Genomic DNA, 25,425 nt, shown 5'->3' on the forward strand with positions numbered 1-25,425 from the left:
CGAAGGACGGGGAGGTCGCGTGGATGGGGCGCAGCTGCAGGAGATCGCGCGTGCCCGGGCCGACGAGCTGCCGGGGAGCGAGCTGGGTCACCCCTTCGGCGCGGAGTGGGACGTGTGGAAGGTGCGCGGCAAGGTCTTCATGCTCCAGACCGCCGTCACGGGCGACCCGATCCTCACGGTCAAGGCGCACCCGGCCGACGCGCAGAGCCTGCGGGAGGCCCACGAGTGCATCACCGCCGGCTACCACATGAACAAGCGGCACTGGATCACCCTTCGCCCCGGCGACCTCGACGCCCAGCTCGTCGAGGACGTCGTCACCGAGTCCTACCTCCTCGTCGTCGAGGGGCTGCCGAGGCGGCTGCGGCCCGTCGACCCGGCCACCTTCGGCCCCACCCGCTGAGGACGCGTTCCGCCAGGCGGTGCGAGGTCGGCGAGGGGAGCGGCGCGCGCCCTACGGTGCTGGCACCCGCGCCGACACCGAGGTGAGCCATGTCCGTCCCCGCACCCCACCAGCCCGTCATCCGGGTCGCCCGCCGACGCGCGAAGCCCGGGTGCGCCGCTGCGTACGAGGCCCTCGTCGGCGGCATGCTCGGCGACGTCCGTCAGGTGCCGGGCTTCATCGGCGCCGAGGTCATCCCGCCGTCCACGGAGGGCGGGGAGCACCAGACCATCCTGCGCTTCGAGGACGAGGAGGGGCTGGCGGCCTGGGACGCGTCGCCGGTGCGCCACGAGTGGCACGCCCGCCTCGCTGCGGTCGCCGAGGGCGACCCGGACTACCAGGTGCTCACCGGGCTCGAGGCGTGGTTCGCCCGGCCCGAGGTGCCCGGCCACAAGCCGCCGCTGCGCTGGAAGATGGCGGTCGTCACGTGGTGCGGCATCTTCCCCACCGTCGCCCTGCTCCAGCTCGTCCTCAACCCCCTCATCGCCGCCCTCCCCTTCGTCCCGCGGGTCGCGATCTTCACGGTCTTCGTCGTCGCGATCGTCACCTACGTCGTCATGCCCCAGCTCGTGCGTCTCTTCCGCCCCTGGCTCGTGCGCCGCTGAGGCCGGTCACGGACGTAGCGTGACGGCATGGAGTACAGGTACCTCGGCAACAGCGGGCTGAAGATCAGCGAGATCACCTACGGCAACTGGTTGACCCACGGGTCCCAGGTCGAGAACGAGCAGGCGCACGCATGCGTGCGGACCGCGCTCGAGCAGGGGATCTCCACCTTCGACACCGCAGACGTCTACGCGAACACCAAGGCCGAGTCGGTCCTCGGCGAGGCCCTCAAGGGCGAGCGCCGCGAGAGCCTCGAGATCTTCACGAAGGTCTACTGGCCCACCGGCCCCGGCGGCAAGAACGACACCGGGCTGTCCCGCAAGCACATCATGGAGTCCATCAACGGCTCCCTGCAGCGGCTGCAGACCGACTACGTCGACCTCTACCAGGCCCACCGCTACGACACGGAGACCCCGCTCGAGGAGACGATGCAGGCCTTCGCCGACGTCGTGCGCCAGGGCAAGGCGCTCTACATCGGTGTCAGCGAGTGGACCGCCGACCAGATCCGCGAGGGCCACCGCCTGGCTCGCGAGCTCGGCATCCAGCTCATCTCGAGCCAGCCGCAGTACTCGATGCTGTGGCGGGTCATCGAGCCCGAGGTCGTCCCGACCTGCGAGGAGCTCGGCATCAGCCAGATCGTGTGGAGCCCGATGGCCCAGGGCGTGCTGTCCGGCAAGTACCAGCCGGGCGCGCAGCCGCCCGAGGGCAGCCGCGCCGCCCACGAGGAGGCCGGCGCGAGCATGCGCGACTTCCTCAAGGACGACATCCTCAGCGCCGTCCAGGGTCTGAAGCCCGTCGCCGACGAGGCCGGGCTGAGCATGGCCCAGCTCGCGATCGCGTGGGTCCTGCAGAACGACAACGTCGCCGCGGCTCTCGTCGGGGCCTCACGCCCGGAGCAGGTCGTCGACAACGTCAAGGCCGCCGGCGTGCGTCTCGACGACTCCGTCATGACGAAGATCGACGAGGCCCTCGGCTCGGTCGTGCAGCGCGACGCGGGCCAGACCGCCGCGCGCTCGCCGAAGTCGCGCGTCGCCTGAGCACCACGCGCACGAAGGGGGCGGGGCCGGGTCATCCGGCCCCGCCCCCTTCGCGTCTGCTCACACGAGCTCGCGCAGGCCCTCGAGCAGGCGGTCGACGTCGGAGTCGTCGGTGTACGGGGCGAGCCCGATGCGCACGCCCCCGGTCTCGCCCAGGCCGAGAGCCCGGCTGAGCTCGATCGCGTAGAAGTGGCCCGCCGGTGCGGCGACGCCGCGCTGCGCGAGGTGGGCGCGCACGTCCTGGGGGTCGCGCCCCTCGAAGGTCACGAGGAGCGTCGGCGTGCGGTCCGGCGCGCCGGAGCGAAGGGAGACACCCGGCAGCTCGCGCAGCGCCGGCTCGAGACGGGCCAGCAGCGCGCTCTCGTGCTCGTGGAGCGCAGCGAAGCTGCGCTGCAGCCGTGCGCGGCGCGGCTCCTCGGTGTCGTCGCCGGGGGCGAGATCGGCGAGGAAGTCGATCGCGGCGGTGACGCCCGCCATGAGCTCGTAGGGCAGGGTCCCGAGCTCGAAGCGCTCGGGGACCGCGTCGCTCGACGGGAGCAGCTTGTCCATGTGGAGGGTCTCCAGGAGCGCGGGGTCGGCGCTCACGGTGCCGCTGTGGGGGCCGAGGAACTTGTAGGGCGAGCAGGCCCAGAAGTCGGCGCCCACGCCGGTGCGGTCGGGCAGGCGGTGCGCGCTCGAGTGCACCCCGTCGACCCAGAGCAGCGCCCCGACGCCGTGGGCCAGCACCGAGACCTCGGCGACGGGCGGGATGGTCCCGACGAGGTTGGACGCGGCCGTCATGGCGACGAGCCGCGTGCGCTGCGTGACGACGGCCTCGAAGTGCTCGAGGCGCTGGTCGCCCGTCGCCGGGTCGAGCTCGGCCCAGCGCACGGTGGCGCCCGCCCGCTCGGCCGCCTGGACCCACGGGCGGATGTTCGAGTCGTGGTCGAGGCGGCTGACGACGACCTCGTCGCCGGGGCCCCACGTGCTCGCGAGCGCCCGCGAGAGGTCGTAGGTGATGGCGGTCGCGCTGCGCCCGAAGATCACGCCGCGCGGGTCGGTGCCCACGAGGTCGCCGATGGCGGCCCGGCAGCCCGCGACGACCCCTTCGGCCCGTCGCTCGGAGGAGGTCACCGCGCCCCGGTTCGAGATCGAGGAGACGAGCGTCGCGGCGATCGCGTCCGCGACGACGTCGGGCGTCTGGGTGCCGCCGGGCCCGTCGAAGTGGGCCAGGCCCTGCACGAGCGAGGGGAAGTGGGAGCGGATGCGCTGCACGTCGTAGGCGGTCGTCATGGGGCACATCGTGCCCCCTGCGCCGCGTAGCGTGAGCGGCATGCCCCGGGTCGTCGCCGTCCTCCGCCCCGACGGCCCCGAGGTCGTCGACCCGGCGCAGCCCGTCATCACCGTCGACGACCTCGGCCTGACCCGCGGCGACGGGTGCTTCGACTCCGGTCTCGTCACCGACGACGGCGACGGGCACGTCGTGCGCGGCCTCGACGACCACCTCGAGCGGCTGACGCGCTCGGCCGCAGCGCTCGAGATCACCCCTCCGCCGCGCGAGGCGTGGGTCTCGCTCGTCGACGCGGCCCTGGCCGCATGGGGCACCCCGGGCGACGCCTCCCTCAAGCTCGTCCTCACCCGCGGCCGCGAGTGGGACCCCGACGCGGGCCCGACGGCCTGGGCGGTCGTCTCGCCGCGGGCGTCGGGCCGGCCGCAGCGCGGCGAAGGGGGGAGCGACCCCGTCTCGGCGGTGACGCTCACCCGTGGTCACCCGAGCGACGCCTTCGAGGACGCCCCGTGGCTGCTCGGCGGGGCGAAGACCCTCTCCTACGTCGTCAACGTCGCCGCCCAGCGCGAGGCCGCACGGCGCGGGGCCGACGACGTCGTCTTCACCTCGACCGACGGGTACGCGCTCGACGCCCCGATGGCCGGGCTGCTCGTCGTGCGCGACGGACGCTGGCTCTCCACGCCCACCGGACCCACGGGCATCCTCGAGTCGCTGTCGGTGGCGACGATCCTGCGGGCCGCCGCCGAGGACGGGCAGGACAGCGCCTTCGAGCTCGTGCCGGTCGAGCACCTCTACGACGCCGACGGGGTGTGGCTCGTCGCCTCGAGCCGCGGCCCGACGCCGGTCGGCGAGCTCGACGGCCGCCCCCTCCGCGTCGACCCCGACCTCGTGGCCACGGCCGCCCGGTACGCCGGGTTCTGACCCGGTCGCGGTCCCTGGGCAGGCCCGGGTGCACCCTGGTCCCTCGACCCGCCCCGCGTCCTGGCGCGCAGAGCCCTCGACGTGGCTAGGCTCCCCGCCATGGAGACGCTGAGCATCCCTTCGCCCCACGACGGGCTGGCCCTGGCCACCTACGTGTGGGAGCCCGCCGGCGCGCCGAAGGCGGTCGTGCAGGTCGCGCACGGCATGGCCGAGCACGCCCAGCGCTACGACCGGCTCGCCCAGCGCCTCACCGCAGCCGGGTACGCCGTCGTCGCCCACGACCACCGCGGGCACGGGGCGACCGTCGACGACCCGAAGGACGCCGGCTACCTCGCCGACGCCGGCGGGTGGAGCGCCGCGATCGTCGACATGCGCGCCGTCGGGGCCGCCGCGCGGGAGCGCTTCGCCGGGGTCCCCTTCGTCCTCCTCGGCCACTCGATGGGCTCCTTCCTCTCCCGCGAGCTCGTCTCGCGCGGCAGCGCGGGCATCGACGCGCTCGTGCTCTCGGGGACCATGGGCGACCCCGGGGCGCTCGGCAAGGTCGGGGCGCGCGTCGCGGCGCTCGAGGCGCGGCTGCGGGGCCGACGCCACCCGTCGTCGCTGATGAACACGCTGACCTTCGGCTCCTTCAACAAGGAGTTCTCGCCCGCGCGGACCGACTTCGACTGGCTCTCGCGCGACACCGACGAGGTCGACGCCTACGTCGCCGACCCCCGCTGCGGCGCCGTCTTCACCTCCGGCTTCTTCGCGGACATGCTCGCCGGCGTGAGCGACCTGGCCAAGGACTCCAACGCCGAGCGGATCCGCAAGGACCTGCCGATCTACCTGCTGTCGGGCAGCCAGGACCCCGTCGGCGGGCAGGCCGCCGTCGAAGCCGTGCAGGCGCAGTACGAGCGGGTCGGGCTGACCGACGTCACCGCCCGGGTCTACCCCCAGGGGCGGCACGAGATGTTCAACGAGACCAACCGTGACGAGGTCGTCGACGACCTCGTCACCTGGCTCGACGAGACCGTCGCGCGCGTCGGCTGACCCGGCGTGAGCGCCGCTCGCACGCGGGTGCTCGGGCTGCTGCTGCTCCTGTCCGGCGCCTTCGTCGTCGCCGAGGTCGTCACCGCCTCGGCATGGACCGGGCCGGCGTACTCGTGGACCGGCACCGTCATCAGCGAGCTGGGCCGCACCGACTGCGGGGGCGGCGGTGCCCTCCCGACGTGCTCGCCGTGGCACGGGGTGATCAACGCGATGATGCTCGCCCAGGGTGTGCGGGTCGTCCTCGCCGTCGCCGTCGGCCTGTCGCTGCTGCGGGGAGCCGCGGGTCGTCTGGGGGTCGTGACCGCCGGTGCCGCGCTCGTCTACGGGGCGGGCATCGCCGGCGTCGGTCTCGCGCCCCTGTCCGACGCCGCCGTCGCCGGCTCGCCCGAGGCGCTGCGTCACGGGGTCGCCGCGCTCCTCGCGATCGGGGGCGGCGTGCTCGTCCTCGTGCTGCTCGCGGCGAGCCTGCGCCGCGACCACCCCAGGGCGGCCCTGCTGGCGGCGGTCCTCGCCGTGACGGGCACCGCGGGCGGGGTGGGCTTCGCCGTGCTGCCCGACCTGCAGGGGCTCACCGAGCGCGTCGCCGTCTACGCCCCCATCGCCTGGCAGGTCGTCGTGGGCTCGGTGCTGCTCGTCGTACCGGCCCGGACCGCCTCTCGTCGCGGGCCTGGCGCGGTCGCCGCGCCATGAGCACCCCCATGCCCCCGCTCGACCCGCGAGATGCCGGCGCGCCTCGCCGGCGCGGTCGACGGCGGCACACGGTGGCTGTCCTCGCCGGCTTCCTGCCCTCGGTGCCGCTGCTCCTGTGGCTCGCCCTCGTCGCCATCACCGAGGCCGTCGACCGGTCCTCGGCGCCGCAGCCCGGCGCCGTCGGTCAGGTGCTCGGGTGGACGCTCCTCGTCCTGCCGGTCACGCTCGTCCTCGGTCTGCCCCTCGTCGGCCTCGTCTACCTCGTCGCCGGGCTGCGGGACTCGCGGACCCGTCGTCGGGCGCCTGCGGTGGCACGATGACGGACATGGCCGACATCGAGATCCGCAAGGACGAGCAGCGCTCCCGCTACGAGGCCGTCGTCGACGGCCAGGTCGCCGGGTACGCCGAGTACCGCGACCGCGGTGAGGCGATCCAGCTGCCGCACACCGTCGTCGAGGACGCGTACGAGGGGCAGGGCGTCGGCTCGGCGCTCGCACGCGGCGCGCTCGACGACGTGCGCGCGCAGGGCAAGCTCGTCGTCCCGACGTGCCCCTTCATCGCGTCGTACGTGGAGCGTCACGACGAGTACGCCGACCTCGTCGTCACCGGCTCCTGACCCCGCCCGGGGCGCCGACCAGGCGCGCCGGGGATGATGGGGAGGTGAGCTCATCCCCCTTCGCCGACCGCACCTTCGCCGCCGTCATCTTCGACAACGACGGGACCCTCGTGGACTCGAGCGGCTCCGTCGAGCGCTCGTGGGTGCGCTGGGCGCAGGAGCACGACGTCGACCCGCGCACGCTCGCCGGCCACCACGGCATGCCGGCGGCCGCGATCATCGACTCCGTCGCCCCGCACCTCGACGCGACGACCGCGCTCGCCCGCATCGACGAGCTCGAGCTCGCCGACGTCGAGGGGATCGTCGCACTGCCCGGCGTGCTCGTGGCGATCGCGGCCCTCGCCGAGCAGGGCGGGCGCTACGCCGTCGCGACCTCGGCCCACCGCGAGCTCGCCCAGGTGCGCCTGGCGACCGCGGGCATCGACGCCCCGGAGGCCTTCGTCACCGTCGACGACGTCGAGCGCGGCAAGCCCGCGCCCGACCCCTTCCTCCTCGCCGCGCAGCGTCTCGGCGTGGACCCGACCGACTGCCTCGTGTGCGAGGACGCCCCGAGCGGCATCGCCGCGGCCCGGGCCGCCGGGTGCGCGGTGCTCGCGGTCACCACGACCACCGAGCCCGGCGACCTCGGCGACGCCGACCTCGTCGTCGACTCGCTCGCCGACGTCTCCTTCGAGGTCGTCGACGGGCGAGTGCGCGTCACGCCCGTGGCAGGCTGAGGTCATGGTCGAGCGCACGCAGCAGGACCGAGAGCTCGACACCTTCTGGTCTCTGGCCAGTCGTCGGCTGCGTCTGCCGGGCGTCCCGACCTACACCGGGGTCAACCCGCTCGGGCTGCTCCGCCCGCCGTCGTGGGCCTTCGGCTCGACGCCCGAGCAGGCCGACCGGCTCCTCGCGCTCGTCCTCGACGGCACGAAGACCGCCACCGCGAGCGCCCACTCCGACTACCTCTCGGCCGGCGAGCCGCTGCCCGAGGCGGGTGACCTCGGTATCGTCCTCGACGGGGCGGGTCACCCCCGGGCCCTCGTGCAGACGACTCACGTGCGGGTCATCCCCTTCGAGGACGTCGACGAGGACCACGCGCACGCCGAGGGCGAGGGCGATCGCAGCCTGCGCTACTGGCGGCTCGCGCACGAGCACTACTTCGAGGCGCACGCGGCCGGCGGCTACCGGCCGGACATGCCCGTCGTCCTCGAGCGGCTGCGGGTCGTCTACCCCTGAGGGCTCAGGCGTCGGCGACGCGCGGTGCCATCGGGTCCTCGCCGCCGGCCTGCAGCTCGCGCTCGACGTAGGCCTCGATGTCGTTGACGTCGTCCTGGCTGCGCGCGACGACGGCGAGCAGGTCGTCCATGACGGCGACCTCCTCGACCTGCTCCTTGATGAACCACTGCATGAACTGCTCGGCGGCGAAGTCGTCCTCCTGGCGCGCCGTGCGGGTCAGCCCGTGGATCTGCGTCGTGACCTCGCGCTCCTGGGCGAGGGCCCGCTCGACGGGGGCGACGACACCCTCGAAGCCGTTCACCGGCGCGGACACGGCGGGGATCTGCACCGGCTGGTCGGTGTCGATGAGGTAGCGCATCATCATCATCGCGTGGTCGCGCTCCTCGCGCGCCTGGCGGTAGAAGAAGCCGGCCATCTGCGGCATCGTCAGCGCGTCGTAGTGCACGGCGATCGCGACGTACTGCTGGTGGGCCGCGAACTCCTCACCGATCTGGACGTTGAGCTGGGCGGCGAAGCGCGAGGTCGTCATACCGCGCAAGGCTAGGCAGACGGGGGGCTGCTGTCACGTGAGGACAGGCGAGCCTCAGGCGGCCTTCCTCAGCTTCGACTTCGCCTCGACGGTGACGAGCTTGCGCTTGTGGACGGCGTAACCCTCGGGCATCTTGCCCTCCTTGAGCAGACGGATCGGGCAGGAGTCGCAGCGCTTCTTGGACACGCAGCACTTCTGCTTGACCTTGATCTTGCCGATCCGGACCTTCTTGCTCACGAGAAGAACGGTAGCGCACAGGTAAGCCTTGCCTCACCATCTTCCGCAGGACGGAACGCGCCTGGTCAGACGAAGGGGTTGCCGTCCACCATCCCGGGCTCCGCGCCCGGCTCGGTGTAGTACTCGACGCCGAACATCGCCGTGTACGCCGGCGGCGGCATCTGCAGCATCCCCTGCACGTCCTCCTGGCTGCCGTGGCACTCCAGCGCGCGGCGCTTGCGGTCGAGGACGCCGGTGACGTCGACGCGGTGGTGGATCTGCTCCTGCGGCAGGCCGATCGGCTCGCCGTCCGCCATCGGCTCGTCGGCGTCCCACCCGGGGTCCATGCCCATCTCCTTCGCGGCGGCGATGCCGCGGCGGATCTCGTCGCGGTTCATCGTGCCCTCGAGCAGGCGGGGTCGGCGGGCAGCCAGCTCGGCGGCCCGGTGGGCGACGCGGTGGACCTGGACGTGGTCGGGGTGCCCGTAGCCGCCGTGCCAGTCGTAGCCGACGAGCACATCGGCGTCCTCCTCGTCGAGGATCGCGGCGAGGCGCCCGGCGGCCTCGTCGACGTCGGCGCCGTGGAAGGAGCCGTCGTGGGAGTTCTGCTCCCACCCGTGCATCCCGGAGTCGCGGTAGCCGAGCCACTCGACGCGCGCCGTCCCGGTGACCCGGGCGGAGGCCTCGGCCTCGGCACGGCGGTGGGCGGCCAGGCCGTCGACGCCGACCCCGTCGGGCACCGTGCCGAGCTCGCCGCCCGTCGCGTAGACGGCGACGACCCGCTGTCCGGCGTCGCTGGCGAGGATCATCGAGCCGGCCGTGCCGGAGGCCTCGTCGTCGGGATGGGCGTGGAGGAAGACGATGGTCACCCGCCCATGATGTCTCAGCGGGCAACCCCCTTCGGCCGGGTCGTCGAGGGCGGGTCGGGCGAAGGGGGGCTCAGCCGGCCACCGGGGTGGCCACGGGACGCGGTGGGGTGGCCTGCGCCGCCAGCTCGGCCCGCCGCTCGTAGGCCCACCCGGGTCCGCGCAGGAGGAAGCCGGCGCGGTCGGACCAGGTCGGCGCGGTGGCGACGTCGCGGGCGATGTCGCGCCACTCGTGGGTGGCGATGGTGCGCACGTCGTAGGTCTCGAGGTTGCGCGTCAGGCCGTAGCGCACCCGCTCGTCCTCGGGCTCGAAGGTGCCGAAGAGCTTGTCCCACACGATGAGGATCGAGCCGTGGTTGATGTCGAGGTACTGCCGCTGGCTGCCGTGGTGGGCGCGGTGGTGGCTGGGGGTGTTGAGCACGCGCTCGAGACGGCCGATGGAGCGGATCGCCTCGGTGTGGATCCAGAACTGGTAGATGAGGTTGATCGCGCGGGCGTCCTCGATGGCGCGCGGGCTCACCCCGAGCAGCGCGAGCAGGCCGTAGGGGACGGCCATGGTGATGCCCTCGGCGACGGGCTGGCGCAGGGCGGTCGAGAGGTTGTACCGCTCGCTCGAGTGGTGCACGACGTGGACCGCCCACAGCCAGCGCGACTCGTGCGAGAGGCGGTGGTTCCAGTAGTAGATGGCGTCCCAGCCGGCGATCGCGACGAGTGCTCCGACCTTGCCGTGCAGGGCGAAGGGGGACCACCGCGCCAGCCGGGTCGCGGAGGTCTGGGTGCTCCACAGCGTCGCGGCGGACAGGGCCGCGGTCGCGACGGCGGCGACCGCGGAGCCGGCGGTGAGCCGACCGAGGGCGTCGACCCGGGAGCGCACGAGCTCGGGCTCGACCTGCTGCGAGGGCAGGGTGCCCGCCTCGGGCAGATGACCGAGCTCGCGGCGGCGGCGCAGCACGTCGCCGACGGTCGTCACCACGGCGGCCGTCAGGCCCACGCCCGCGAGGACCGTGCCGAGCCGGCCGCTGCCGGGGGCGAGTCGTCGCAGTGCCGGGGCGGTGACGAGCGGGACGACGAGGCTGCCGACCCCCATCGCGAGGCTGGCGATCGTGTCCTGGAGCTCGTAGTCGCCCGCGCGCTCCTCGCCCTCGGGCGCCGGGTGACGCTTCTGCCACGCGTACTCGGCCCCCATCGCGGCGACGAAGCCGGGGATGGCGAGGACGGTGAGATCGGGACGTGCCACGGTGCACTCCTAGATGGGGGACGGCGGTCACCCTAGGCCGCCCCGCCCGGTCCCGTCAGTGATCAGCGCCTCGCCGGTGACGGTGGTCTCGAGGCTCGGGCGCTGCGCGCCCGTCGCACCTCGACCAGCGAGAGGCCCTTGCTGGTCGAGGTGCGAGCGACAGCGAGCCTCGAGACCACGTCGTCGACGGACGAAGGGGGTTGGGTCCCCCTTCGCCCGGCAGATCTGCGGGATTGGGCATCCGCAGGGGTGTGGTGCCTACGCTGGGCGGGTGCTGCGCAGCGTCTGCATCTTCACCGGGTCGAGCCCCGGCACCGACCCGACCCTCGTCGACGCCGCCCGTGAGGTCGGGGCCGAGCTGGCCCGCCGCGGGATCGGCGTCGTCTACGGCGGGGGTGGAGCCGGGCTCATGGGTGCCGTCGCCGACGGCACGATGGGCGAAGGGGGAGAGGTCGTCGGGGTCATCCCGGACTTCATGGTCCAGCGCGAGTGGGGCCGCGACGACATCACCGAGCTGCACGTCGTCACCTCGATGCACGAGCGCAAGGCGAAGATGGCCGACCTGTGCGACGCCTTCCTCGTCCTGCCCGGGGGCATCGGCACGCTCGAGGAGCTCTTCGAGGTGTGGACCTGGCGTCAGATCGGCCTGCACGGCAAGCCGATCGCCCTCCTCGACCTCCCCACCGCGTCCGGCACGGGCTTCTGGCAGCCGCTGCTCACCGCCCTGCAGGGCCTGGCCGACGCCGGCTTCGTCAGCGCGGAGAGCCTCGCGGACGTCGTCGTCGCCCCCGACCTCGACAGCGCGCTCGCCGGGCTGGCGCAGCGCCCCACCGACTCCCGGCTCCTGCGCCCGGGCACCTGAGGAGACCCGCCATGTTCGTCGCGTCCCAGCTCGACCGGCTGCTCGACCTCGGCCTGGCCGAGCTCGCCGGTGTCGACGAGGACCAGCTCGTCGAGTCCTTCGGCGGCGACCTGCTGTGCACGACGGGCCTGCTCGCCGTGCACCCGAGCCTCGTGCCCGCCGCCCGGCTGACCGCCCTGCTCGAGCGCGGCGGCAAGCCCGGCTTCGTCGTGCCCGACATGACCGACCTCGCGGCCTTCGGGCCGATCCCGCAGGTCGAGGTGCCCGACACCCCGCTCTACGTCGTCACCGGCGTCGAGCGCGGCGACGACCTGCGCGACGTCAGCCCCGACGAGGCGCTGCCGCGCATCCTCGAGCGCGGGCGCACCCCGCTCACCCTCACCGAGGGGATCAGCTGGCTGCTCCAGCAGCCCGCGGTCCTGGAGCCGAACCACTGCTTCATGACGATCGGCTCCCGCAAGCCCAAGGGCGCCGGCTACGACAAGCGTGTCCCTGCCATCTGGATCAGCGGAGGGGCACCGCGCGACGGCGGCCCGGAGCGCGACGGCGCGCCCAAGGTCGGCTGGTGCTGGGCCGGCAACCGGCACACGTGGCTCGGCCACGCCTCGGCCGCCGGACGTCAGGCGGGCGCCGCGCTCACCGCGTGACGGCGGCCGCGAGGCGGCGCAGCGACTCCTCGCGCACCTGCGTCGGCAGGGCCGGCATGGAGATGCCGAGGTCGCGCACGACGTGCTCCGGCACGTCGGTCCAGTCGAAGGTCTGCCGCACCCGCGTGCGGTGCTCGTCGATCGGGTCGAGCTCGTAGCGCCACTCCCACCCGATCGGCCGGCCGCCCTGCGGCCCGGGTCGCCAGGCGACGACCCGGTCGGGCACGAGCGCGACGACGTGGTTGTCCATGACGTAGTCCTCGGCGTCGCGCCCCGGCAGCCGGCGACGCATCTGCATCGAGAAGACCTGCCCGACCTGCGTGAGGCGCTCTCCGTCGAGGCGCTCGCGCACCATCCGGCTGCCGTCGACGGACGGGTGCTGCGCCGGGTCGGTGAGCAGCGCGTAGACCCGCTGCGCCGGGGCGTCGACGTCGAGGGTGATCGTCTCGGTCGTGGGCTCGCTCATGAGGTCGAGTCAACCAGTCGGGTGGCGGGCGAAGGGGTGGCCGCGCCCCCTTCGTCGTCGCTCGGCGCAGTGCCGCCGGACTCGCGCCGACGCGCCCGGCGGGCCCCGGTAGCGTGACGCCCATGGTTGACACCGCCGGTACCCGGACAGAGAGCGACAGCATGGGCCCCGTCGAGGTGGCCGCCGACAGGTACTGGGGCGCGCAGACCCAGCGCAGTCTCGGCAACTTCGACATCGGCCGCGACACCTTCGTCTGGGGGCGCACGATGATCCGCGCCCTCGGCATCCTCAAGAAGTCCGCGGCCCTGGCCAACGCCGAGCTCGACCAGCTGCCGCGCGACATCGCCGACCTCGTCGCCCAGGCCGCCCAGGAGGTCGTCGACGGCGAGCTCGACGACCACTTCCCGCTCGTCGTCTTCCAGACCGGCTCGGGCACGCAGTCGAACATGAACTCCAACGAGGTCATCGCCGGCCGCGCGAACGAGATCGCCACCGGCAGCCGCGGCGGCAAGGACCCGGTGCACCCCAACGACCACGTCAACCGCGGTCAGAGCAGCAACGACACCTTCCCCACGGCCATGCACGTCGCCGTCGTCCTCGAGCTCGCCGAGACGATGTACCCGGGCGTGCAGCAGCTGCGCGACACCCTCGCCGCGAAGGCCGAGCAGTACGCCGACGTCGTCATGGTCGGCCGCACCCACCTGCAGGACGCCACCCCCGTCACCCTCGGTCAGGTCATCGGCGGCTGGGTCGCCCAGATCGACTTCGCCGTCGAGGACGTGCGCCGCGCCGACGAGCGGGCTCGCGAGCTGGCCATCGGCGGCACCGCCGTCGGCACCGGCCTCAACGCGCACCCCGACTTCGGGCGGCTGTGCGCGCAGCACATCTCCACCGAGTCCGGTCACGAGTTCTCGCAGGCCGGCAACCTCTTCGCGAGCCTGTCGGCGCACGACGCACTCGTCGCCGTGAGCGCCGCGCAGCGCACCCTCGCCGGCGCCCTGATGAAGATCGCCAACGACGTGCGCTGGTACGCCTCCGGCCCGCGCAACGGCATCGGCGAGCTCGCGATCCCCGAGAACGAGCCGGGCAGCTCGATCATGCCAGGCAAGGTCAACCCGACCCAGGCCGAGGCGATGACGATGGTCGCCACCCGGGTCTTCGGCAACGACGCGACCGTCGGCTTCGCGGGCAGCCAGGGCAACTTCCAGCTCAACGTCTACAAGCCGGTCATGGCCCACGCCGTGCTCGAGTCGGCGCGTCTCATCGGCGACGCATGCGTCTCCTTCGACGCGAACTGCGCCGTCGGGCTGGAGCCGATCCACGAGCGGATCGAGGCAAACCTCGCGAGCAACCTCATGCTCGTCACCGCGCTCAACCGCCACATCGGCTACGACAAGGCCGCGGCGATCGCGAAGAAGGCGCACAAGGAGGGCACGACCCTGCGTGAGTCGGCCGTGGCCTCCGGTGTCGACGGCGCCGACTTCGACGCCTGGGTCGTCCCGATGGACATGACCCACCCCAGCGCCTGACCCCCTTCGCCTCACCCCCAGCGCCCGACCGCTCCGACTCGCGCTACGGCGCAGTACTGGTCGTGATCACGACCACTACTGCGCCGTAGCGCGCGACGGAGGCGGGGCGGGGCGATCCGACGGGGGCGGGCAGAGACGACGACGGGCTGCCGACCGCAGATGCGGTGGGCAGCCCGTCGTCGTGCGCCAGGGGCGAAGGGGGGTCAGATCCCCTCGTCGCTCACCTCGGCGCCCGGGGCCTGCGAGGTCTCGTAGCCGCCGAGCAGCTCGGCCATGCGCAGCGGGCCCTTCGCCTCGTCGGCGCGGCCGGCGCGCACGAGGGTGCGGCCGAGGAGCAGGTGCGCGTAGGCGTCCTGCGGGTCCTCGTCGAGCACCTGGCGCGCGGCCTCCTCGGCCCGACGCAGCTGGGCGGAGTGGTAGTAGGAGCGGGCGAGGAGGAGGCGGGGCTCGGAGAGCCCGTGCCCCACCGGGTCGCGGCCGTCGCCGCTCTCGGGCGCCTCGGCCCGGGCGGCGGCCACGTCGGTGAAGAGCTCCTCGAGCTCGCGCGCTGCGTCCAGGTACTGCCCGTCCTCGAAGTAGTGGCGGGCCCGGTCGTAGTGCTCGTATCCGTAGGTGACCATCACGCGGGCCTCAACAGCGCTCGGGCCGCGGGTGTTCCGGCGGGCCGGCCGCCGACGAGCCCGGGACTCATGCCGCCGCCATGCCCCAGCGCACGAGACGGGTCGCGCCGACCCCGGCACCGCGGGCCAGCGACCGGGCCAGCCCTCGCCGGGCGGGCAGGTCGAGCATCTCGCTCGCCCACGGCGGGAGCACGCCGAGCGCACCGCTGGCGATGAGCCCGTAGCCCGGCCGGGCGGGCACGGGCAGCGGGGGCTCGCGCAGCAGGAAGGAGGCGGCGTCGCGCGCCGCCTCGGTCGTGCGCAGCTCCGGGCGGTACTCCTCGAGCGCGGCCTCGAGCTCGGCGACGCTCGTCGGCAGGTCGGTCGCGCCGAGCCGGCTCGCGGGGAGCGCGGCCTGCTCGACGTAGCGGTCGCACTCGGTGACGTCGAGCGGGCTGGCCGCGTAGAGCTGGTGGGCGCGCAGGAAGCACCAGACCTCGGCGATGTGCACCCAGCGCAGGAGGTGGGGGTCGTCGGCGGAGTACGGCTGGCCGAGGTCGTCGACGCCGCGGACCCGGGAGTGCACGGCGCGCACGACGGCGATCGCCTCCTCGGCGTGCTCGATCGTGCCGTACGTCGTCGTCGCGAGGTAGTGGCTCGTGCGCTGCAGCCGGCCCCACGGGTCGCCGCGGAAGCCGCTGTGGCCGGCCACACCGGCCATGGCGGACGGGTGCAGGGACTGCAGCAGGAGCGCGGCGATGCCGCCCGGGAACATCGAGGCCTCGGCATGCACCCGCCACACCGGGTCGTCCTCGGTGAACCAGCGCGGGCCCTCGCTGCGCCAGATGCGGTCGGCGGCGCGCTGCGCGTCGGGGCCGGCGACGCGACTGCGCAGGGCGTGGGCGAGGCGGGTCTGCGCCGCTCCCGCCGCGCGCCCGATGACGGTGGAGGTCATGACCCGACAGTAGGTCGCGCCACCGACAGCCCGGCCCGCAAGCGCCTGCTCGATCGCCGACCGACCTAGGGTCGAGGGCATGGCGAGCGACCCCGGGAGCCGGCCCGTCCCCCTTCGCGTGACCCTCGAGGACGGCCGCCGTGCCCTCCACGAGGCCCTCGACACCCTCATCTGCGCCGGCGACCTGCCCGATCTCGACCTGCTCGAGCCGAGCCGCTGCCGCGGGTGGTCGCGCCTCGAGGTCCTCGTCCACGTGCGCACCGGTCTCGAGGAGATGCTCGGCGGGTGCGTCAGCCCCACCGGGGCCACGCCGGACCACGACGCCGCCTCGTACTGGCGCGAGGGGCCGGGCTCGCAGGACGGCGACGACGACACGGTCGCCGCGATCCTGTGGACCCGTCGTACCGCGAGCGCCTACCGACGACCCCGGGGCGCCTGGGAGCACCTCGTCGCCACCACCGGTGCGGTGCGCTCTGCGACCGCGCTCATGGGCGACCGCCCCGTGGACTTCCAGGGACAGGTGCTCGCGGCGGGCGACTTCCTCGCGACGTGGGCGGTCGAGCTCGCCGTCCACCACCTCGACCTCGACGTCGCGGGGCCGCCACCCCCGCCGGCAGCGCTGCGCCTTGCCCGGGCCACGGTCGAGGCCCTCCTCGGCACGCCGCTCGAGGAGGCGATCGCGGACGTCGACGCCGTCCTCCTCGGGTCCGGCCGCCGCCGTCCGACCTCGCAGGAGCGCCACCTCCTCGGCCCGCTCGCCGACGAGGTGCCCGTCCTGTGACCGCCCCCGGCAGCGCGAGGGCCGTGCAGGCCGAGGACGTCGGGGCCTGGCTGGTCAAGGCCAGCCCCGGTGGGAGCGACGTCGAGACGATGCGCGCGCAGGGCTTCGCCGAGGTGCGGCGGTGGTGCGTGCGCCGCTCGTACCGCACCGAGCTCGTCGTGCCCGGCGCCCCGGTGCTGCTGTGGGTGAGCGGCGGCAGCGCACGGGTGCCGTCAGGGGTGCACGCGGTCGGCGAGGTCACCGGCCCGGTGCAGCGCGACCTCCACCCCGGCCCGGTCGACGACCTGCCGATGCGGCTGCGCCCTCTCGACCCGCCCGTGCTGCGGCCGGCGCTGCTCGCCCACCCCGTCCTGAGCGGGCTCGAGGTGCTGCGCAGCCCGTGGGGGAGCAACCCCTCCTACCTCGACCGCGCTCAGCTCGCCGCGCTGCGCGAGGTCGTCGGCCCCGGTCAGCTGCCGGCGACGAGCGGCGGGTAGCCCTCGCGGTAGCTGGGGATCTCCGGCTGCCAGCCGGTCGCCCGCAGCCGGGCGTTGCTCAGCCGACGACCGACGGGGGTGAGGTCGTCCCCCTTCGGCCAGGGGACGCCGAGCTCGGCCGCGACGAGGGCGCGCAGCTCTCCGGACGTGCAGGGCTCGTCGTCGGTGACGACGTAGAGGCGGTCCGGGTCGTCGACGCGGGTCAGCAGGTGGGCGAGCGCCGAGGCGGCGTCGTCGCGGTGGACGCGATTGGTCCAGCGCCCGGGGTCGCGGTCGTCGCCGCGGCGCACCTCGTCGACGACCCGTGGGTGCGGGCGACCGTAGAGGCCGGAGAGCCGGGCGACGACGCCGTGGGGGAGGGCCTCGGCAAAGGCCCGCTCGGCCTCGAGGAGGACCCGGGCCGTGGGCCGGGAGGGGGCGGGCGGCGTCGACTCGTCGACCTCGCCCTCGACGTCGCCGAAGACACCGGTCGAGGAGACGAGGACGGCCCGCGACGGGGTCCGCTCGCGCACGACCGCCTCGATGCCGCGCAGCATGCCGTCGACGTACGTGCGCCGGTAGGCGTCCTCGTCCCGGCCGTCGGCCGTGAGGCAGACGAGCAGGAGGTCGGCGTCGAGATCGGGCAGGTCGACGTCGGGGTCGATGAGGTCCGCGGCGACGCCACGGATCGGCGGGGGGACCTGGGCGGCGTCACGACGCACGCCCGTGACGCTCACGCCCTCCTGCGCGAGGCGCAGCCCGACGCGGCTGCCGAGGTCGCCGCAGCCGAGGAGGGTCGCTGTCCGGGTGCTGATGGCTCAGATGGACGCGGTGGGGCTGTCCTCGGGACGTTGCCCGCCGTCGCCGGGACCCTGGTCGGTCTCGACCTCGACCCCTTCGGTGCGCTGCTGCGCCTCGTCCTCGCGCTGCTGGTTGTCGGGCTGCGGGTCGGGGGTCTGCTGCGTGTCGCTCATGACGGAAGTCAACCACTGCGGACGCGGTCGGCGGTGGCTGCGCGGGTGGGGCATGGGCGCCCCTCGCGAGCACCCCCGCGCCCGTGGCTAGGGTGCGACCCATGAGCACGACGAGCACCCCTCACCTGCTGCTGCGGGGGGTCCGGCCGGCGGGGTCGGACCACGAGCCGGTCGACCTGCGGCTGCGCGACGGCCGGGTCGCCGAGCGCGGTCCGGACCTGCCGGCGAAGGGGGCCGAGGTGCTCGACGCGAGCGGCGCCTGGGCGGTCCCCGGGCTGTGGGACCAGCACGTCCACATGGGCCAGTGGGCGGCGGTCGGGCGACGGGTCGACCTCGCGGACACCTCCGGGCCGGGCGAGGTGCTCGCCCGGGTGCGCGCGCACCTCGACGCGGGCGAGCCGGGCGACGACTCCCTCGTCGAGGGCTTCGGCTGGCGGCTCGGCGGGTGGTCCGACCTGCCCTCGACGGCTGCTCTCGACGAGGTCGCCGGGTCGCGACCGGTCGTGCTCATCAGCGGCGACTGCCACGGCGGCTGGCTCAGCTCGGCCGCGTACCGGGCGCTCGGCGTCGAGCCCCACCCCGGTCATGTCGACGAGGACGAGTGGTTCGCCCTGTGGGCCCGCCTGGGCGAGCTGCCGCAGAACCCGCGGGCCGTCCACGCCGCCTTCGACCGCGTGCTGCGCGAGGCCGCCGCCCGTGGGGTCGTCGGCATCACCGACCTCGAGCACGCGACCGGGCTGTGGCGCGAGTGGCCCCGACGGGTCGCCGCCGGGCTCGACCGCCTCCGGGTCCGTCCGGCGACCTACCCGACGACCCTCGACGACGCCCTCGCCGAAGGGGTGCGCACCGGCGACGTCCTCGACGACCTCGGCCTGGTGACGATGGGCCCGCTCAAGGTCATCAGCGACGGGTCGCTCAACACCCGTACCGCGTGGTGCTGCGAGCCCTTCGTCACCGACGACGTGCTGCCGGACCCACGGGGCAAGAGCAACGTCGGGCCCGAGGAGCTCGCCCAGATGCTGCGCCGGGCCGCGGCCGGAGGCCTGCAGGCGGCGGTGCACGCCATCGGCGACGCGGCGCTGGCCGACGCGCTCGACGCCTTCGAGGCGTCGGGGGCGCGGGGCAGCATCGAGCACGCCCAGCTCGTCCGGCTCGAGGACCTGCCGCGGATGGCGCGGCTCGGCATCGCCGCGAGCGTGCAGCCGGCCCACCTGCTCGACGACCGCGACGTCACCGACGCGCTGTGGCCCGACCGGGCGGACCGCTGCTTCGCCCTCGCCGCCATGCGCGACGCCGGCGTCGAGCTGCGGCTGGGCTCCGACGCCCCCGTCGCCCCGCTCGACCCGTGGGAGGCGATGGCCGCCGCGGTGCACCGCAGCGCCGACGACCGCGCGCCGTGGGTGCCGGACCAGGCGATCACCCCGCTCCAGGCGCTCGCCGCCTCGACCGACGGCCAGCACCTGCGGGTCGGCGACCGGGCCGACGTCGTGCTGCTCGCGTCCGACCCCTTCGCCACCGAGGTCGACCCCCGCGACGGCGAGGCGACCGCCGAGGCCGCCGCCCGCCTGCGCGAGGTGCGCGTCTCGCTCACCGTGCTCGGGGGCCGGGTGACGCACGAGGGGTGACGCCTCCGCCGGACCGGGATGCCGGCGCCGGACCGGGATGCCCAGACGTGACCGGGACATGTCCCGGTCACGCACGGACAACCCGGTCGCGGAGGGGTTCCCCGGTCTCGGGCAGGCGGTCACCTCGTGCCGGTGCGGACCTCGACCTCCGGCCGGTCGGCTCAGAAGATCGACTCGACCCACTCGGGGTGGTCGACGAAGGGGTTGCGGTTGCCCTGCCAGCCGTCGTGGATGCGGTCGTTGCGACGCTGCTCGAAGGCGCTCGGCGGGTCCAGCTCGTTCCACTCCTTGAGCACCGACAGCCGGCCCATGTACGGCGCGGAGCCGTTGCCGGTGCGGTCGTTGACCTCGAGGTCGGCGAAGCCGTCGGCACCCTCGTAGCGCACCGCCATGTAGAAGATCATCCGCGCGACGTCGCCCTTGTCGGCGTCGCGCGGCTCCCACGAGTCGCCGTCCGCGTAGTTGCCGGGCGCCTCCTGGTTCTGCGTGCCGCCCTCGTCGAAGTCGAGGTTGCCCCGCGCGGAGTTGACCGTGACGTCCGTCGGGCGCAGGTGGTGCAGGTCGGTCCCCGGACCCGCGGTCGTGCCGAAGTCGCCGTGGCTCTTGGCCCACACGTGCTCACGGTTCCAGTTGTCGACCCCGCCGCCGTTGTTGCTCTTCGGCGAGGAGGTGCCGGAGTACAGCAGGACGACGCTGCTCGTGTCCTGCGGGTCCTCGTCGACGTCCTTGATGCCGTCCCACACCTGCGAGTACGACAGGACCCGCTGGTCGCTGACGAGGTCGGTGAGCGCAGCGCGCAGCTGGGCGCCGGACAGCCCCTCGACGCCGTCGTAGTACGTGCCGGGGTCGGACGCGGCGACCTTGGTCGTGGCGGCCGGCGCGAGCGCCTGGGCGGGGAGGGCCGCGGGGGCGACGACGAGGGCGAGCGCGCCGGCGAGGGCGGCGACGCGACGGGTCGGGGTCATGGGGCACCTCTGGGCGAAGGGGGCGCCGGACCGGTCGGGCCGCCGCCCGGCCATCGTGCCCGGGACCAGGTCGAGGGAGGGTGGACGTCCGGTCAGGGTCGCGTCAGAGGTGCGTCCGGATCGGGTGGGGTCGGTCAGCGGCGGGTCTGCGAAGGGGGGTCAGCGCCTCGCTGCGTAGGCCTCGAGCCACGCCCCGAGCTCGCGCGCGCAGCCGTCGACCGCGGCCGACCAGTCGTGCGCGGTCTCGTCCGCGCCGTCGCTCACCATCTTCACCAGGCGCACCGGCACGCCCATCTCCTCGCAGGCCAGGGCGACGGCGTAGCCCTCCATGTCGACGAGGTGCGCCCGCTGCGCGATGCGGTCGCGCACCACCGGGTCGGTGACGAAGAGGTCGCCGCTCGCGAGCGTCGTCGGCAGGGTGGGGTCGAGCACGAGCCGCTCGCGCGGGTCGATGCCGAGCTGACGGATCTCGTCAGCCGACAGGTCGTGGTTGAGGACGGTGCCGATCTCGTGCAGCCCGGTGACGTCGGGGCGCAGCGCGCCCGCGGTGCCGATGTTGACGACCTCGACCTCACCGCGGCGCGGGTGATCGGCGAGCGTCCGGGTCACCTGGACGGCGGCGAGGGTCTTGCCGATGCCGGTGAGCACGACGGGCATCCCCGACGGGACGTAGGCCGCCTCGGCGGCGATGGCTGCGACGACGAGGATCTCCACGGGCTGCACGCTATCGCCGGCCCGTGACCGTTCGTCGCACGGACGTGGCACAGCCGTTGTCCTCCCAGTTGATAAGTGATTTAGTCACTAGGTGACCATTTCTCCTGCCTCGCTCTCGCAACGGATCGCCGACGGCATCGTCGATCTCATCCGCGCCGACGGTCTCGCCCCGGGCGACGCGATCGCGTCCTCTCGCGAGCTCGCCCGTCGCTTCGAGGTGACCACCCCGACGGTGCGCGAGGCACTCCGCCGGCTGGAGGCGACCGACGTCATCCGATTCCGGCACGGCTCCGGGACATACGTCGGCGACGGGATGCGACGCCGGCTCATGGCCAACCCGCACGTCGGCACGACCGACCTCGCCTCAGTGCTCGAGCTCGTCGAGGCTCGGCGCACCCTCGAGCCCCCGATCGCGGCAGCGGCCGCGCTGCACCGCACCGACAACCACCTCGCCGCGCTCGAGCGTGCGAGCGAGAACGCCCTGCGCCCGCAGCGGGCCGACGAGCGGCCCGACGAGCACTTCCACATCGCGCTCGCGGCAGCCACCGGCAACCCGCTGCTGCGCGAGACCGTCGAGGCGCTGCTCCAGGTGCGCCGGGTCGACCAGATCGCCATCCGTCACGGGTACGACGACCGCGAGCGGGACCACCGAGAGCACGTGGAGATCCTCGAGGCGTTGCGCGACGCAGACCCCGTCGCGGCCGCGGACCTCACCCGCTCGCACCTCGACTCCATCCACGCGGCGCTCGCCGCCCGCGCCGACGAGGCGACCTCGTGACCCGGCTCGCCGAGATGACGAGTGCCGAGGCGGCACAGGCCGCCCAGCGCGGGGCTGTCCTCGTGCTGCCGGTGGGGGCCGTCGAGCAGCACGGCCCCGCGCTGCCGCTCGGCACCGACACGATCCGCGCCGAGGCGGTCGTCGACCGGCTCGTCGACGCCCTCGACGAGCTCGTCGTCGTCGGCCCGACGGTGCCTGTCGGCGTCTCCCCGCACCACCTCGCGTTCCCCGGGACGATGACCCTGCGGCCGGCGACCTTCGCCGCGGTCCTCACGGACTACGTCGACAGCCTCGCCCGGCACGGGTGGCGGCGGGTCCTCGTCGTCACCGGTCACGGGGGCAACAACGCGACGTTGGGCGTCGTCGCCCAGGACGTGCTGCGCGACCACCCCGAGGTCGAGCTCGCGTGGGCCCCGGTGACGCCGCTGGCCCCCGACGCGCTCGGCGCCATGGACCGAGCCGAGGTCACCGGTCACTGCGGCGAGGCCGAGACCGCGCAGATGCTCCACCTCGCCCCCGATCTCGTCCGGTCCGACCGGCTCGCCGCCGGGACGACCGTGCCGGGCCAGCTCGACCCCTTCGCCCGGCTGAGCCGAGGTGCGGCCCACCCGGCGGTCGCGCTGCCCTACGACCGGCTCTCCGCCTCCGGGGTCCTCGGAGACCCGACGAGCGCCACCGCTGAGGACGGTCGAGCGGTGGTCGACGAGGTCGTGCGCCGGCTCGCCGACTTCGTGCGGGAGTGGTCGACGACCTGATCACCACGACCGGCGGCTGAGACCGCCCCGCCCCATACCCATGACGGACCGGCGCGCCACCTGCGTGCCCGGAGGACCCGACGCGCCCTGGCGCACCACCCCACCGGAAGGACAACGATGTCCAGCTCACGACCCCTGTGGCGCACCGCCGCCCTCACCGCAGCGCTCCTCGCCCTGCCTGCCGCGGCCGCGGCCACCACCGGCACGACCGCACCCTCCGTGGTCAGCGGCCCCAAGGCCTCGTGCACCCTCCCGACCCTCGAGGGTCAGTCGCCGGGGACGTCGGCCAAGCACGAGATCGAGAGCGGGGGTCGCACCCGCACCTACGTGCTGCGCCTGCCCGACGGCTACGACCGTCGTTCCGACTGGCCGCTCGTCGTCGCCTACCACGGGCGCGGCAGCACCGGCGCCGAGGTCGAGGGCTACTCGAAGCTCTCGACCCTGCCTGCGGTCGTCGCCTACCCCGACGGCGAGATCGGCACCGGCTCGGGGTACCGCAAGGCCTGGCAGGGGGCGCCGTACGCGCCGAAGGGTGTCGACGACGTCGCCTTCACCGAGGACCTCTTCGACGAGCTGCAGGGCCACATGTGCCTGGACCCGCAGCGCACCTACCTCACGGGCAAGTCCAATGGCGGTGGTCTCGCAGCGCTCGTCGCCTGCCGCCTGCCCGAGCGGGTCGCGGCGGTCGCGCCCGTCGCCGCCGCCTACTACCCGGGCACCCGTGAGGGGTGCGCGCCCGGTGCGTCCGTCCCGGTCATCGACCTGCACGGCACAGGAGACACGACGATCCCCTATGCCGGAGACGCCGACCGAGACCTGCCGGCCATCCCCACCCAGGTCGCGCAGTGGGCGGCGCGCAACGACTGCGACGAGCAGGCGCGCCCGCAGACGACGAGGCGCGAGATCATCCGCTACCGCTGGACGGGGTGTGACGCCGACGTCGAGCACCTCGCCGTCTCCGGCGGGGGACATGTGTGGCCCGGCTCGGACATCTACTCGGGTGGCGGCTACACCACCCAGGCCGTCGACGCCCACCGGGTGATCTGGGACTTCGTCAGCCGCCAGCACCTCGGTGAGCAGGAGGTCACGCGATGAGCACGAGCACCGTGCCGACCCCGCGCCCCACCCAGGAGCGCCTCCCGTGGATCATCCGGGCGATGGGCGTCGTCGAGCGTGTCGGCAACGCCCTGCCCCACCCCTTCTGGCTCTTCTGGATCCTCGCCGCCCTCCTCGGTGTCGCGAGCGCGATCCTCTCGGCCGCCGACGTCAGCGTCGTCTCGCCCAGCGACGGCGAGACCGTCACCGTGCAGAACCTCCTCAGCGGTGAGGGCCTGGCGATGGCGCTGTCGACGGCGATCGACAACTTCGCGCAGTTCCCGCCGATGGCGACGATCGTCGTCGTCATCATGGGCGTCGCCGTCGCCGAGCGCACCGGCTTCCTCGCCGCAGCGATGAAGGTGGGTGTGTCGCGCGTCCCGGCGAGCTGGGTGGTCTTCGCCGTCGCCTTCATGGGGACGGTGTCGCACGTCGCGTCCGCCGCGGCGTACATCATCCTCGTGCCGCTCGGCGGTCTGGCCTTCCGCGCGGTCGGGCGCAGCCCGATCCTCGGGATCGTCGTCGCCTACACCGCGATCGCCTCCGGCTACGACGCGAGCCCGGTCCCCACACCCAACGACGCGATCTTCGCCGGCATCACGACCGCCGCCGCACGCATCGTCGAGCCGGACGCCTACGTCTCGCCGGTGAGCAACTGGTTCTTCAACATCGCCTCCTCGCTGCTTCTCGCGACCGTCATCACCGTCGTCACCCGCTTCGTCCTGGCCAAGCGGCCCGACCTCGATCCCGACCCGGACGCCGACCTCGAGGACATCGGCTCGCTGCACCTCAGCGAGCTCGAGCGCTCGGCGCTGCGTCGGGCGAGCACCACCCTGCTCGCCCTGCTCGTCCTCGTCGTCGCCCTCCTCGTGCCCAGCGGGTCTCCGCTGCGGGGCGAAGGGGGAGATCTCGCCGACTCGCCCTTCCTCGAGGGCATCGCCATGGTCGTCGCGATCCTCTTCGGCATCACCGGCACCGTCTACGGTCGTCGTGCGGGCGTGCTCTCCTCGCTGGGCGAGGTGCCGGGGCTCATGGCCCAGGGGATCAAGCAGATGGCGCCCGTCCTCGTCCTCTTCTTCTCGATCGCGCAGTTCCTCGCGTACTTCGACTGGACCCACATCGGTGACGTCATCGCGGTCGAGGCCGCACAGCTCCTCGACCGCGGCGACGTGCCCGTCGTGGTGATCTTCGTCCTCGTCCTGCTGCTGCTGAGCGTCGTCAACGTGCTCGTGACGAGCGGCTCGGCGATGTGGTCCATCGCGGCCCCGGTCATCGTGCCCATGCTCATGCTCCTCTCGGTCCCGGCGGAGACGACCCAGGCGCTCTTCCGCATCGCCGACTCCGGCTCCACCGCGATCACCCCCATGAGCCCGTACTTCGTCATGGCTCTCGGCTTCCTCCAGCGCTACCGCAAGGACGCCGGCATCGGGACCCTCGCCTCGTACACGCTGCCGCTCGCCCTGGCGATGACGGCGACGTGGACCGTGCTCTTCTTCGCGTGGTGGGCGCTGGGCATCCCGCTGGGCCCGGGGGCGCCCGTGCGCTGAGGAGTCGCAC

The 25,425-nt window shown here is 73.9% G+C and carries 32 protein-coding genes; 20 read left to right on the plus strand and 12 right to left on the minus strand.

Annotated features, from left to right (window positions below; translation table 11 throughout):
• The first annotated feature begins 19 nt into the window (after positions 1–19).
• The 3 genes from LIV55_RS07715 (at position 20) to LIV55_RS07725 (ending at position 2,079) form a co-directional block, all read left to right on the plus strand.
• The gene (locus LIV55_RS07715) at positions 20–400 is read left to right on the plus strand and encodes an MmcQ/YjbR family DNA-binding protein (RefSeq protein WP_229299829.1); all 381 of its coding nucleotides are present in this window, start codon (positions 20–22) and stop codon (positions 398–400) included.
• A gap of 89 nt (positions 401–489) precedes the next feature.
• Entirely contained in the window at positions 490–1,044 is a 555-nt protein-coding gene (locus LIV55_RS07720; protein ID WP_191564297.1) for an antibiotic biosynthesis monooxygenase, read from the plus strand.
• Positions 1,045–1,071: 27 nt separating this feature from the next.
• Positions 1,072–2,079, plus strand: a complete 1,008-nt coding sequence (locus tag LIV55_RS07725) for an aldo/keto reductase family protein (protein ID WP_229299830.1) — start codon at positions 1,072–1,074, stop codon at positions 2,077–2,079.
• Positions 2,080–2,139: 60 nt separating this feature from the next.
• Here the strand turns inward: LIV55_RS07725 and LIV55_RS07730 are convergent, their stop codons facing one another.
• Entirely contained in the window at positions 2,140–3,351 is a 1,212-nt protein-coding gene (locus LIV55_RS07730; RefSeq protein WP_308012886.1) for a cysteine desulfurase-like protein, read from the minus strand.
• A gap of 40 nt (positions 3,352–3,391) precedes the next feature.
• Here LIV55_RS07730 and LIV55_RS07735 point away from each other — a divergent pair, with 40 nt between their 5' ends.
• The 7 genes from LIV55_RS07735 to LIV55_RS07765 all read left to right on the plus strand — a co-directional run bounded on the left by LIV55_RS07735 (position 3,392) and on the right by LIV55_RS07765 (position 7,820).
• Positions 3,392–4,267, plus strand: a complete 876-nt coding sequence (locus tag LIV55_RS07735; protein ID WP_229299831.1) for an aminotransferase class IV — start codon at positions 3,392–3,394, stop codon at positions 4,265–4,267.
• A 99-nt stretch (positions 4,268–4,366) separates the two neighbouring features.
• Positions 4,367–5,296, plus strand: coding sequence for an alpha/beta hydrolase (locus tag LIV55_RS07740; RefSeq protein WP_123093009.1), 930 nt, complete (start codon positions 4,367–4,369; stop codon positions 5,294–5,296).
• A 6-nt stretch (positions 5,297–5,302) separates the two neighbouring features.
• Positions 5,303–5,986: a DUF998 domain-containing protein gene (locus LIV55_RS07745; protein WP_229299832.1), complete on the plus strand. Its 684-nt coding sequence runs from the start codon at positions 5,303–5,305 to the stop codon at positions 5,984–5,986.
• Positions 5,983–6,306, plus strand: coding sequence for a hypothetical protein (locus tag LIV55_RS07750; RefSeq protein WP_229299833.1), 324 nt, complete (start codon positions 5,983–5,985; stop codon positions 6,304–6,306). The genes LIV55_RS07745 and LIV55_RS07750 overlap by 4 nt, the downstream gene beginning before the upstream one ends.
• A 5-nt stretch (positions 6,307–6,311) precedes the next feature.
• The gene (locus LIV55_RS07755; protein ID WP_123093015.1) at positions 6,312–6,602 is read left to right on the plus strand and encodes a GNAT family N-acetyltransferase; all 291 of its coding nucleotides are present in this window, start codon (positions 6,312–6,314) and stop codon (positions 6,600–6,602) included.
• Between the two features lie 44 nt (positions 6,603–6,646).
• On the plus strand, positions 6,647–7,318 hold the full coding sequence (locus LIV55_RS07760) for an HAD-IA family hydrolase (RefSeq protein ID WP_229299834.1): 672 nt from the start codon (positions 6,647–6,649) through the stop codon (positions 7,316–7,318).
• 4 nt (positions 7,319–7,322) lie between these two features.
• Entirely contained in the window at positions 7,323–7,820 is a 498-nt protein-coding gene (locus LIV55_RS07765; protein WP_123093129.1) for an ASCH domain-containing protein, read from the plus strand.
• Positions 7,821–7,824: 4 nt separating this feature from the next.
• On the opposite strand, the gene LIV55_RS07770 is transcribed toward LIV55_RS07765, so the two are convergent.
• The 4 genes from LIV55_RS07770 to LIV55_RS07785 form a co-directional block, all read right to left on the minus strand.
• Positions 7,825–8,349, minus strand: a complete 525-nt coding sequence (locus LIV55_RS07770; RefSeq protein WP_123093019.1) for a ferritin — start codon at positions 8,347–8,349, stop codon at positions 7,825–7,827.
• Positions 8,350–8,403: 54 nt separating this feature from the next.
• A complete protein-coding gene (locus LIV55_RS07775; RefSeq protein WP_123093021.1) occupies positions 8,404–8,586 on the minus strand; it encodes a hypothetical protein in 183 nt (60 codons plus the stop codon).
• A gap of 65 nt (positions 8,587–8,651) precedes the next feature.
• A complete protein-coding gene (locus LIV55_RS07780) occupies positions 8,652–9,434 on the minus strand; it encodes a PIG-L deacetylase family protein (RefSeq protein ID WP_224766956.1) in 783 nt (260 codons plus the stop codon).
• A 70-nt stretch (positions 9,435–9,504) separates the two neighbouring features.
• Positions 9,505–10,668, minus strand: coding sequence for a sterol desaturase family protein (locus LIV55_RS07785; RefSeq protein ID WP_229299835.1), 1,164 nt, complete (start codon positions 10,666–10,668; stop codon positions 9,505–9,507).
• Between the two features lie 271 nt (positions 10,669–10,939).
• On the opposite strand from LIV55_RS07785, the gene LIV55_RS07790 reads away from it, so the two are divergent.
• Both LIV55_RS07790 and LIV55_RS07795 read left to right on the plus strand, forming a co-directional pair.
• Positions 10,940–11,530 carry an LOG family protein gene (locus LIV55_RS07790; protein ID WP_229299836.1) on the plus strand — a complete coding sequence of 197 codons (591 nt, stop codon included), beginning with the start codon at positions 10,940–10,942 and terminating at the stop codon, positions 11,528–11,530.
• 11 nt (positions 11,531–11,541) lie between these two features.
• Complete coding sequence (locus LIV55_RS07795) at positions 11,542–12,177, plus strand: DUF5701 family protein (RefSeq protein WP_123093029.1); 636 nt, start codon at positions 11,542–11,544, stop codon at positions 12,175–12,177.
• Here the strand turns inward: LIV55_RS07795 and LIV55_RS07800 are convergent.
• Positions 12,167–12,643, minus strand: coding sequence for an SRPBCC family protein (locus tag LIV55_RS07800; RefSeq protein WP_229299837.1), 477 nt, complete (start codon positions 12,641–12,643; stop codon positions 12,167–12,169). The genes LIV55_RS07795 and LIV55_RS07800 overlap by 11 nt on opposite strands.
• A gap of 122 nt (positions 12,644–12,765) precedes the next feature.
• On the opposite strand from LIV55_RS07800, the gene fumC reads away from it, so the two are divergent.
• The gene (gene fumC, locus LIV55_RS07805; RefSeq protein ID WP_123093033.1) at positions 12,766–14,172 is read left to right on the plus strand and encodes a class II fumarate hydratase; all 1,407 of its coding nucleotides are present in this window, start codon (positions 12,766–12,768) and stop codon (positions 14,170–14,172) included.
• A gap of 203 nt (positions 14,173–14,375) precedes the next feature.
• Here fumC and LIV55_RS07810 read toward each other — a convergent pair whose 3' ends face one another.
• Complete coding sequence (locus LIV55_RS07810) at positions 14,376–14,792, minus strand: tetratricopeptide repeat protein (protein WP_229299838.1); 417 nt, start codon at positions 14,790–14,792, stop codon at positions 14,376–14,378.
• A gap of 67 nt (positions 14,793–14,859) precedes the next feature.
• The gene (locus tag LIV55_RS07815; RefSeq protein ID WP_229299839.1) at positions 14,860–15,726 is read right to left on the minus strand and encodes an oxygenase MpaB family protein; all 867 of its coding nucleotides are present in this window, start codon (positions 15,724–15,726) and stop codon (positions 14,860–14,862) included.
• A 79-nt stretch (positions 15,727–15,805) separates the two neighbouring features.
• On the opposite strand from LIV55_RS07815, the gene LIV55_RS07820 reads away from it, so the two are divergent.
• On the plus strand, positions 15,806–16,507 hold the full coding sequence (locus tag LIV55_RS07820) for a maleylpyruvate isomerase N-terminal domain-containing protein (RefSeq protein ID WP_229299840.1): 702 nt from the start codon (positions 15,806–15,808) through the stop codon (positions 16,505–16,507).
• Positions 16,504–16,983: an EVE domain-containing protein gene (locus tag LIV55_RS07825; RefSeq protein ID WP_229299841.1), complete on the plus strand. Its 480-nt coding sequence runs from the start codon at positions 16,504–16,506 to the stop codon at positions 16,981–16,983. Before LIV55_RS07820 ends, LIV55_RS07825 begins: the two co-directional genes overlap by 4 nt.
• Here the strand turns inward: LIV55_RS07825 and LIV55_RS07830 are convergent.
• Together LIV55_RS07830 and LIV55_RS07835 are read right to left on the minus strand one after the other, a co-directional pair.
• Positions 16,956–17,777, minus strand: a complete 822-nt coding sequence (locus LIV55_RS07830; protein ID WP_343894009.1) for an NAD-dependent epimerase/dehydratase family protein — start codon at positions 17,775–17,777, stop codon at positions 16,956–16,958. The two genes, LIV55_RS07825 and LIV55_RS07830, sit on opposite strands and share 28 nt — an antisense overlap.
• Before the next feature lie 3 nt (positions 17,778–17,780).
• Positions 17,781–17,936: a hypothetical protein gene (locus LIV55_RS07835; protein ID WP_191563533.1), complete on the minus strand. Its 156-nt coding sequence runs from the start codon at positions 17,934–17,936 to the stop codon at positions 17,781–17,783.
• 101 nt (positions 17,937–18,037) lie between these two features.
• Here LIV55_RS07835 and LIV55_RS07840 point away from each other — a divergent pair, with 101 nt between their 5' ends.
• Positions 18,038–19,561 (plus strand): amidohydrolase, encoded by a 1,524-nt coding sequence (locus LIV55_RS07840; protein WP_229299843.1) that lies wholly within the window; start codon positions 18,038–18,040, stop codon positions 19,559–19,561.
• Between the two features lie 161 nt (positions 19,562–19,722).
• Here LIV55_RS07840 and LIV55_RS07845 read toward each other — a convergent pair whose 3' ends face one another.
• Positions 19,723–20,526, minus strand: coding sequence for an endonuclease I family protein (locus LIV55_RS07845; RefSeq protein ID WP_229299844.1), 804 nt, complete (start codon positions 20,524–20,526; stop codon positions 19,723–19,725).
• Between the two features lie 159 nt (positions 20,527–20,685).
• Complete coding sequence (locus LIV55_RS07850; protein ID WP_229299845.1) at positions 20,686–21,240, minus strand: nucleosidase; 555 nt, start codon at positions 21,238–21,240, stop codon at positions 20,686–20,688.
• Positions 21,241–21,331: 91 nt separating this feature from the next.
• On the opposite strand from LIV55_RS07850, the gene LIV55_RS07855 reads away from it, so the two are divergent.
• The 4 genes from LIV55_RS07855 (at position 21,332) to LIV55_RS07870 (ending at position 25,415) form a co-directional block, all read left to right on the plus strand.
• Entirely contained in the window at positions 21,332–22,018 is a 687-nt protein-coding gene (locus tag LIV55_RS07855; protein ID WP_229299846.1) for a FadR/GntR family transcriptional regulator, read from the plus strand.
• Positions 22,015–22,773, plus strand: coding sequence for a creatininase family protein (locus LIV55_RS07860; RefSeq protein WP_229299847.1), 759 nt, complete (start codon positions 22,015–22,017; stop codon positions 22,771–22,773). Before LIV55_RS07855 ends, LIV55_RS07860 begins: the two co-directional genes overlap by 4 nt.
• Before the next feature lie 117 nt (positions 22,774–22,890).
• The gene (locus LIV55_RS07865) at positions 22,891–23,868 is read left to right on the plus strand and encodes a CE1 family esterase (RefSeq protein WP_229299848.1); all 978 of its coding nucleotides are present in this window, start codon (positions 22,891–22,893) and stop codon (positions 23,866–23,868) included.
• Positions 23,865–25,415: an AbgT family transporter gene (locus LIV55_RS07870; RefSeq protein ID WP_229299849.1), complete on the plus strand. Its 1,551-nt coding sequence runs from the start codon at positions 23,865–23,867 to the stop codon at positions 25,413–25,415. The genes LIV55_RS07865 and LIV55_RS07870 overlap by 4 nt, the downstream gene beginning before the upstream one ends.
• Positions 25,416–25,425 lie beyond the last annotated feature (10 nt).

The sequence above is a fragment of the Janibacter melonis genome (assembly GCF_020567375.1).
GTDB classification, from domain to species: Bacteria; Actinomycetota; Actinomycetes; order Actinomycetales; family Dermatophilaceae; genus Marihabitans; species Marihabitans melonis.

Coding starts and splice junctions, on each gene's coding strand:
- LIV55_RS07720 (WP_191564297.1), top strand. CDS start 490: ATGTCCGTCCCCGCACCCCACCAGCCCGTCATCCGGGTCGCCCGCCGA.
- LIV55_RS07725 (WP_229299830.1), top strand. CDS start 1,072: ATGGAGTACAGGTACCTCGGCAACAGCGGGCTGAAGATCAGCGAGATC.
- LIV55_RS07730 (WP_308012886.1), bottom strand. CDS start 3,351: ATGACGACCGCCTACGACGTGCAGCGCATCCGCTCCCACTTCCCCTCG.
- LIV55_RS07735 (WP_229299831.1), top strand. CDS start 3,392: ATGCCCCGGGTCGTCGCCGTCCTCCGCCCCGACGGCCCCGAGGTCGTC.
- LIV55_RS07740 (WP_123093009.1), top strand. CDS start 4,367: ATGGAGACGCTGAGCATCCCTTCGCCCCACGACGGGCTGGCCCTGGCC.
- LIV55_RS07750 (WP_229299833.1), top strand. CDS start 5,983: ATGAGCACCCCCATGCCCCCGCTCGACCCGCGAGATGCCGGCGCGCCT.
- LIV55_RS07755 (WP_123093015.1), top strand. CDS start 6,312: ATGGCCGACATCGAGATCCGCAAGGACGAGCAGCGCTCCCGCTACGAG.
- LIV55_RS07765 (WP_123093129.1), top strand. CDS start 7,323: ATGGTCGAGCGCACGCAGCAGGACCGAGAGCTCGACACCTTCTGGTCT.
- LIV55_RS07770 (WP_123093019.1), bottom strand. CDS start 8,349: ATGACGACCTCGCGCTTCGCCGCCCAGCTCAACGTCCAGATCGGTGAG.
- LIV55_RS07795 (WP_123093029.1), top strand. CDS start 11,542: ATGTTCGTCGCGTCCCAGCTCGACCGGCTGCTCGACCTCGGCCTGGCC.
- LIV55_RS07800 (WP_229299837.1), bottom strand. CDS start 12,643: ATGAGCGAGCCCACGACCGAGACGATCACCCTCGACGTCGACGCCCCG.
- fumC (WP_123093033.1), top strand. CDS start 12,766: ATGGTTGACACCGCCGGTACCCGGACAGAGAGCGACAGCATGGGCCCC.
- LIV55_RS07810 (WP_229299838.1), bottom strand. CDS start 14,792: ATGGTCACCTACGGATACGAGCACTACGACCGGGCCCGCCACTACTTC.
- LIV55_RS07815 (WP_229299839.1), bottom strand. CDS start 15,726: ATGACCTCCACCGTCATCGGGCGCGCGGCGGGAGCGGCGCAGACCCGC.
- LIV55_RS07820 (WP_229299840.1), top strand. CDS start 15,806: ATGGCGAGCGACCCCGGGAGCCGGCCCGTCCCCCTTCGCGTGACCCTC.
- LIV55_RS07835 (WP_191563533.1), bottom strand. CDS start 17,936: ATGAGCGACACGCAGCAGACCCCCGACCCGCAGCCCGACAACCAGCAG.
- LIV55_RS07840 (WP_229299843.1), top strand. CDS start 18,038: ATGAGCACGACGAGCACCCCTCACCTGCTGCTGCGGGGGGTCCGGCCG.
- LIV55_RS07845 (WP_229299844.1), bottom strand. CDS start 20,526: ATGACCCCGACCCGTCGCGTCGCCGCCCTCGCCGGCGCGCTCGCCCTC.
- LIV55_RS07865 (WP_229299848.1), top strand. CDS start 22,891: ATGTCCAGCTCACGACCCCTGTGGCGCACCGCCGCCCTCACCGCAGCG.
- LIV55_RS07870 (WP_229299849.1), top strand. CDS start 23,865: ATGAGCACGAGCACCGTGCCGACCCCGCGCCCCACCCAGGAGCGCCTC.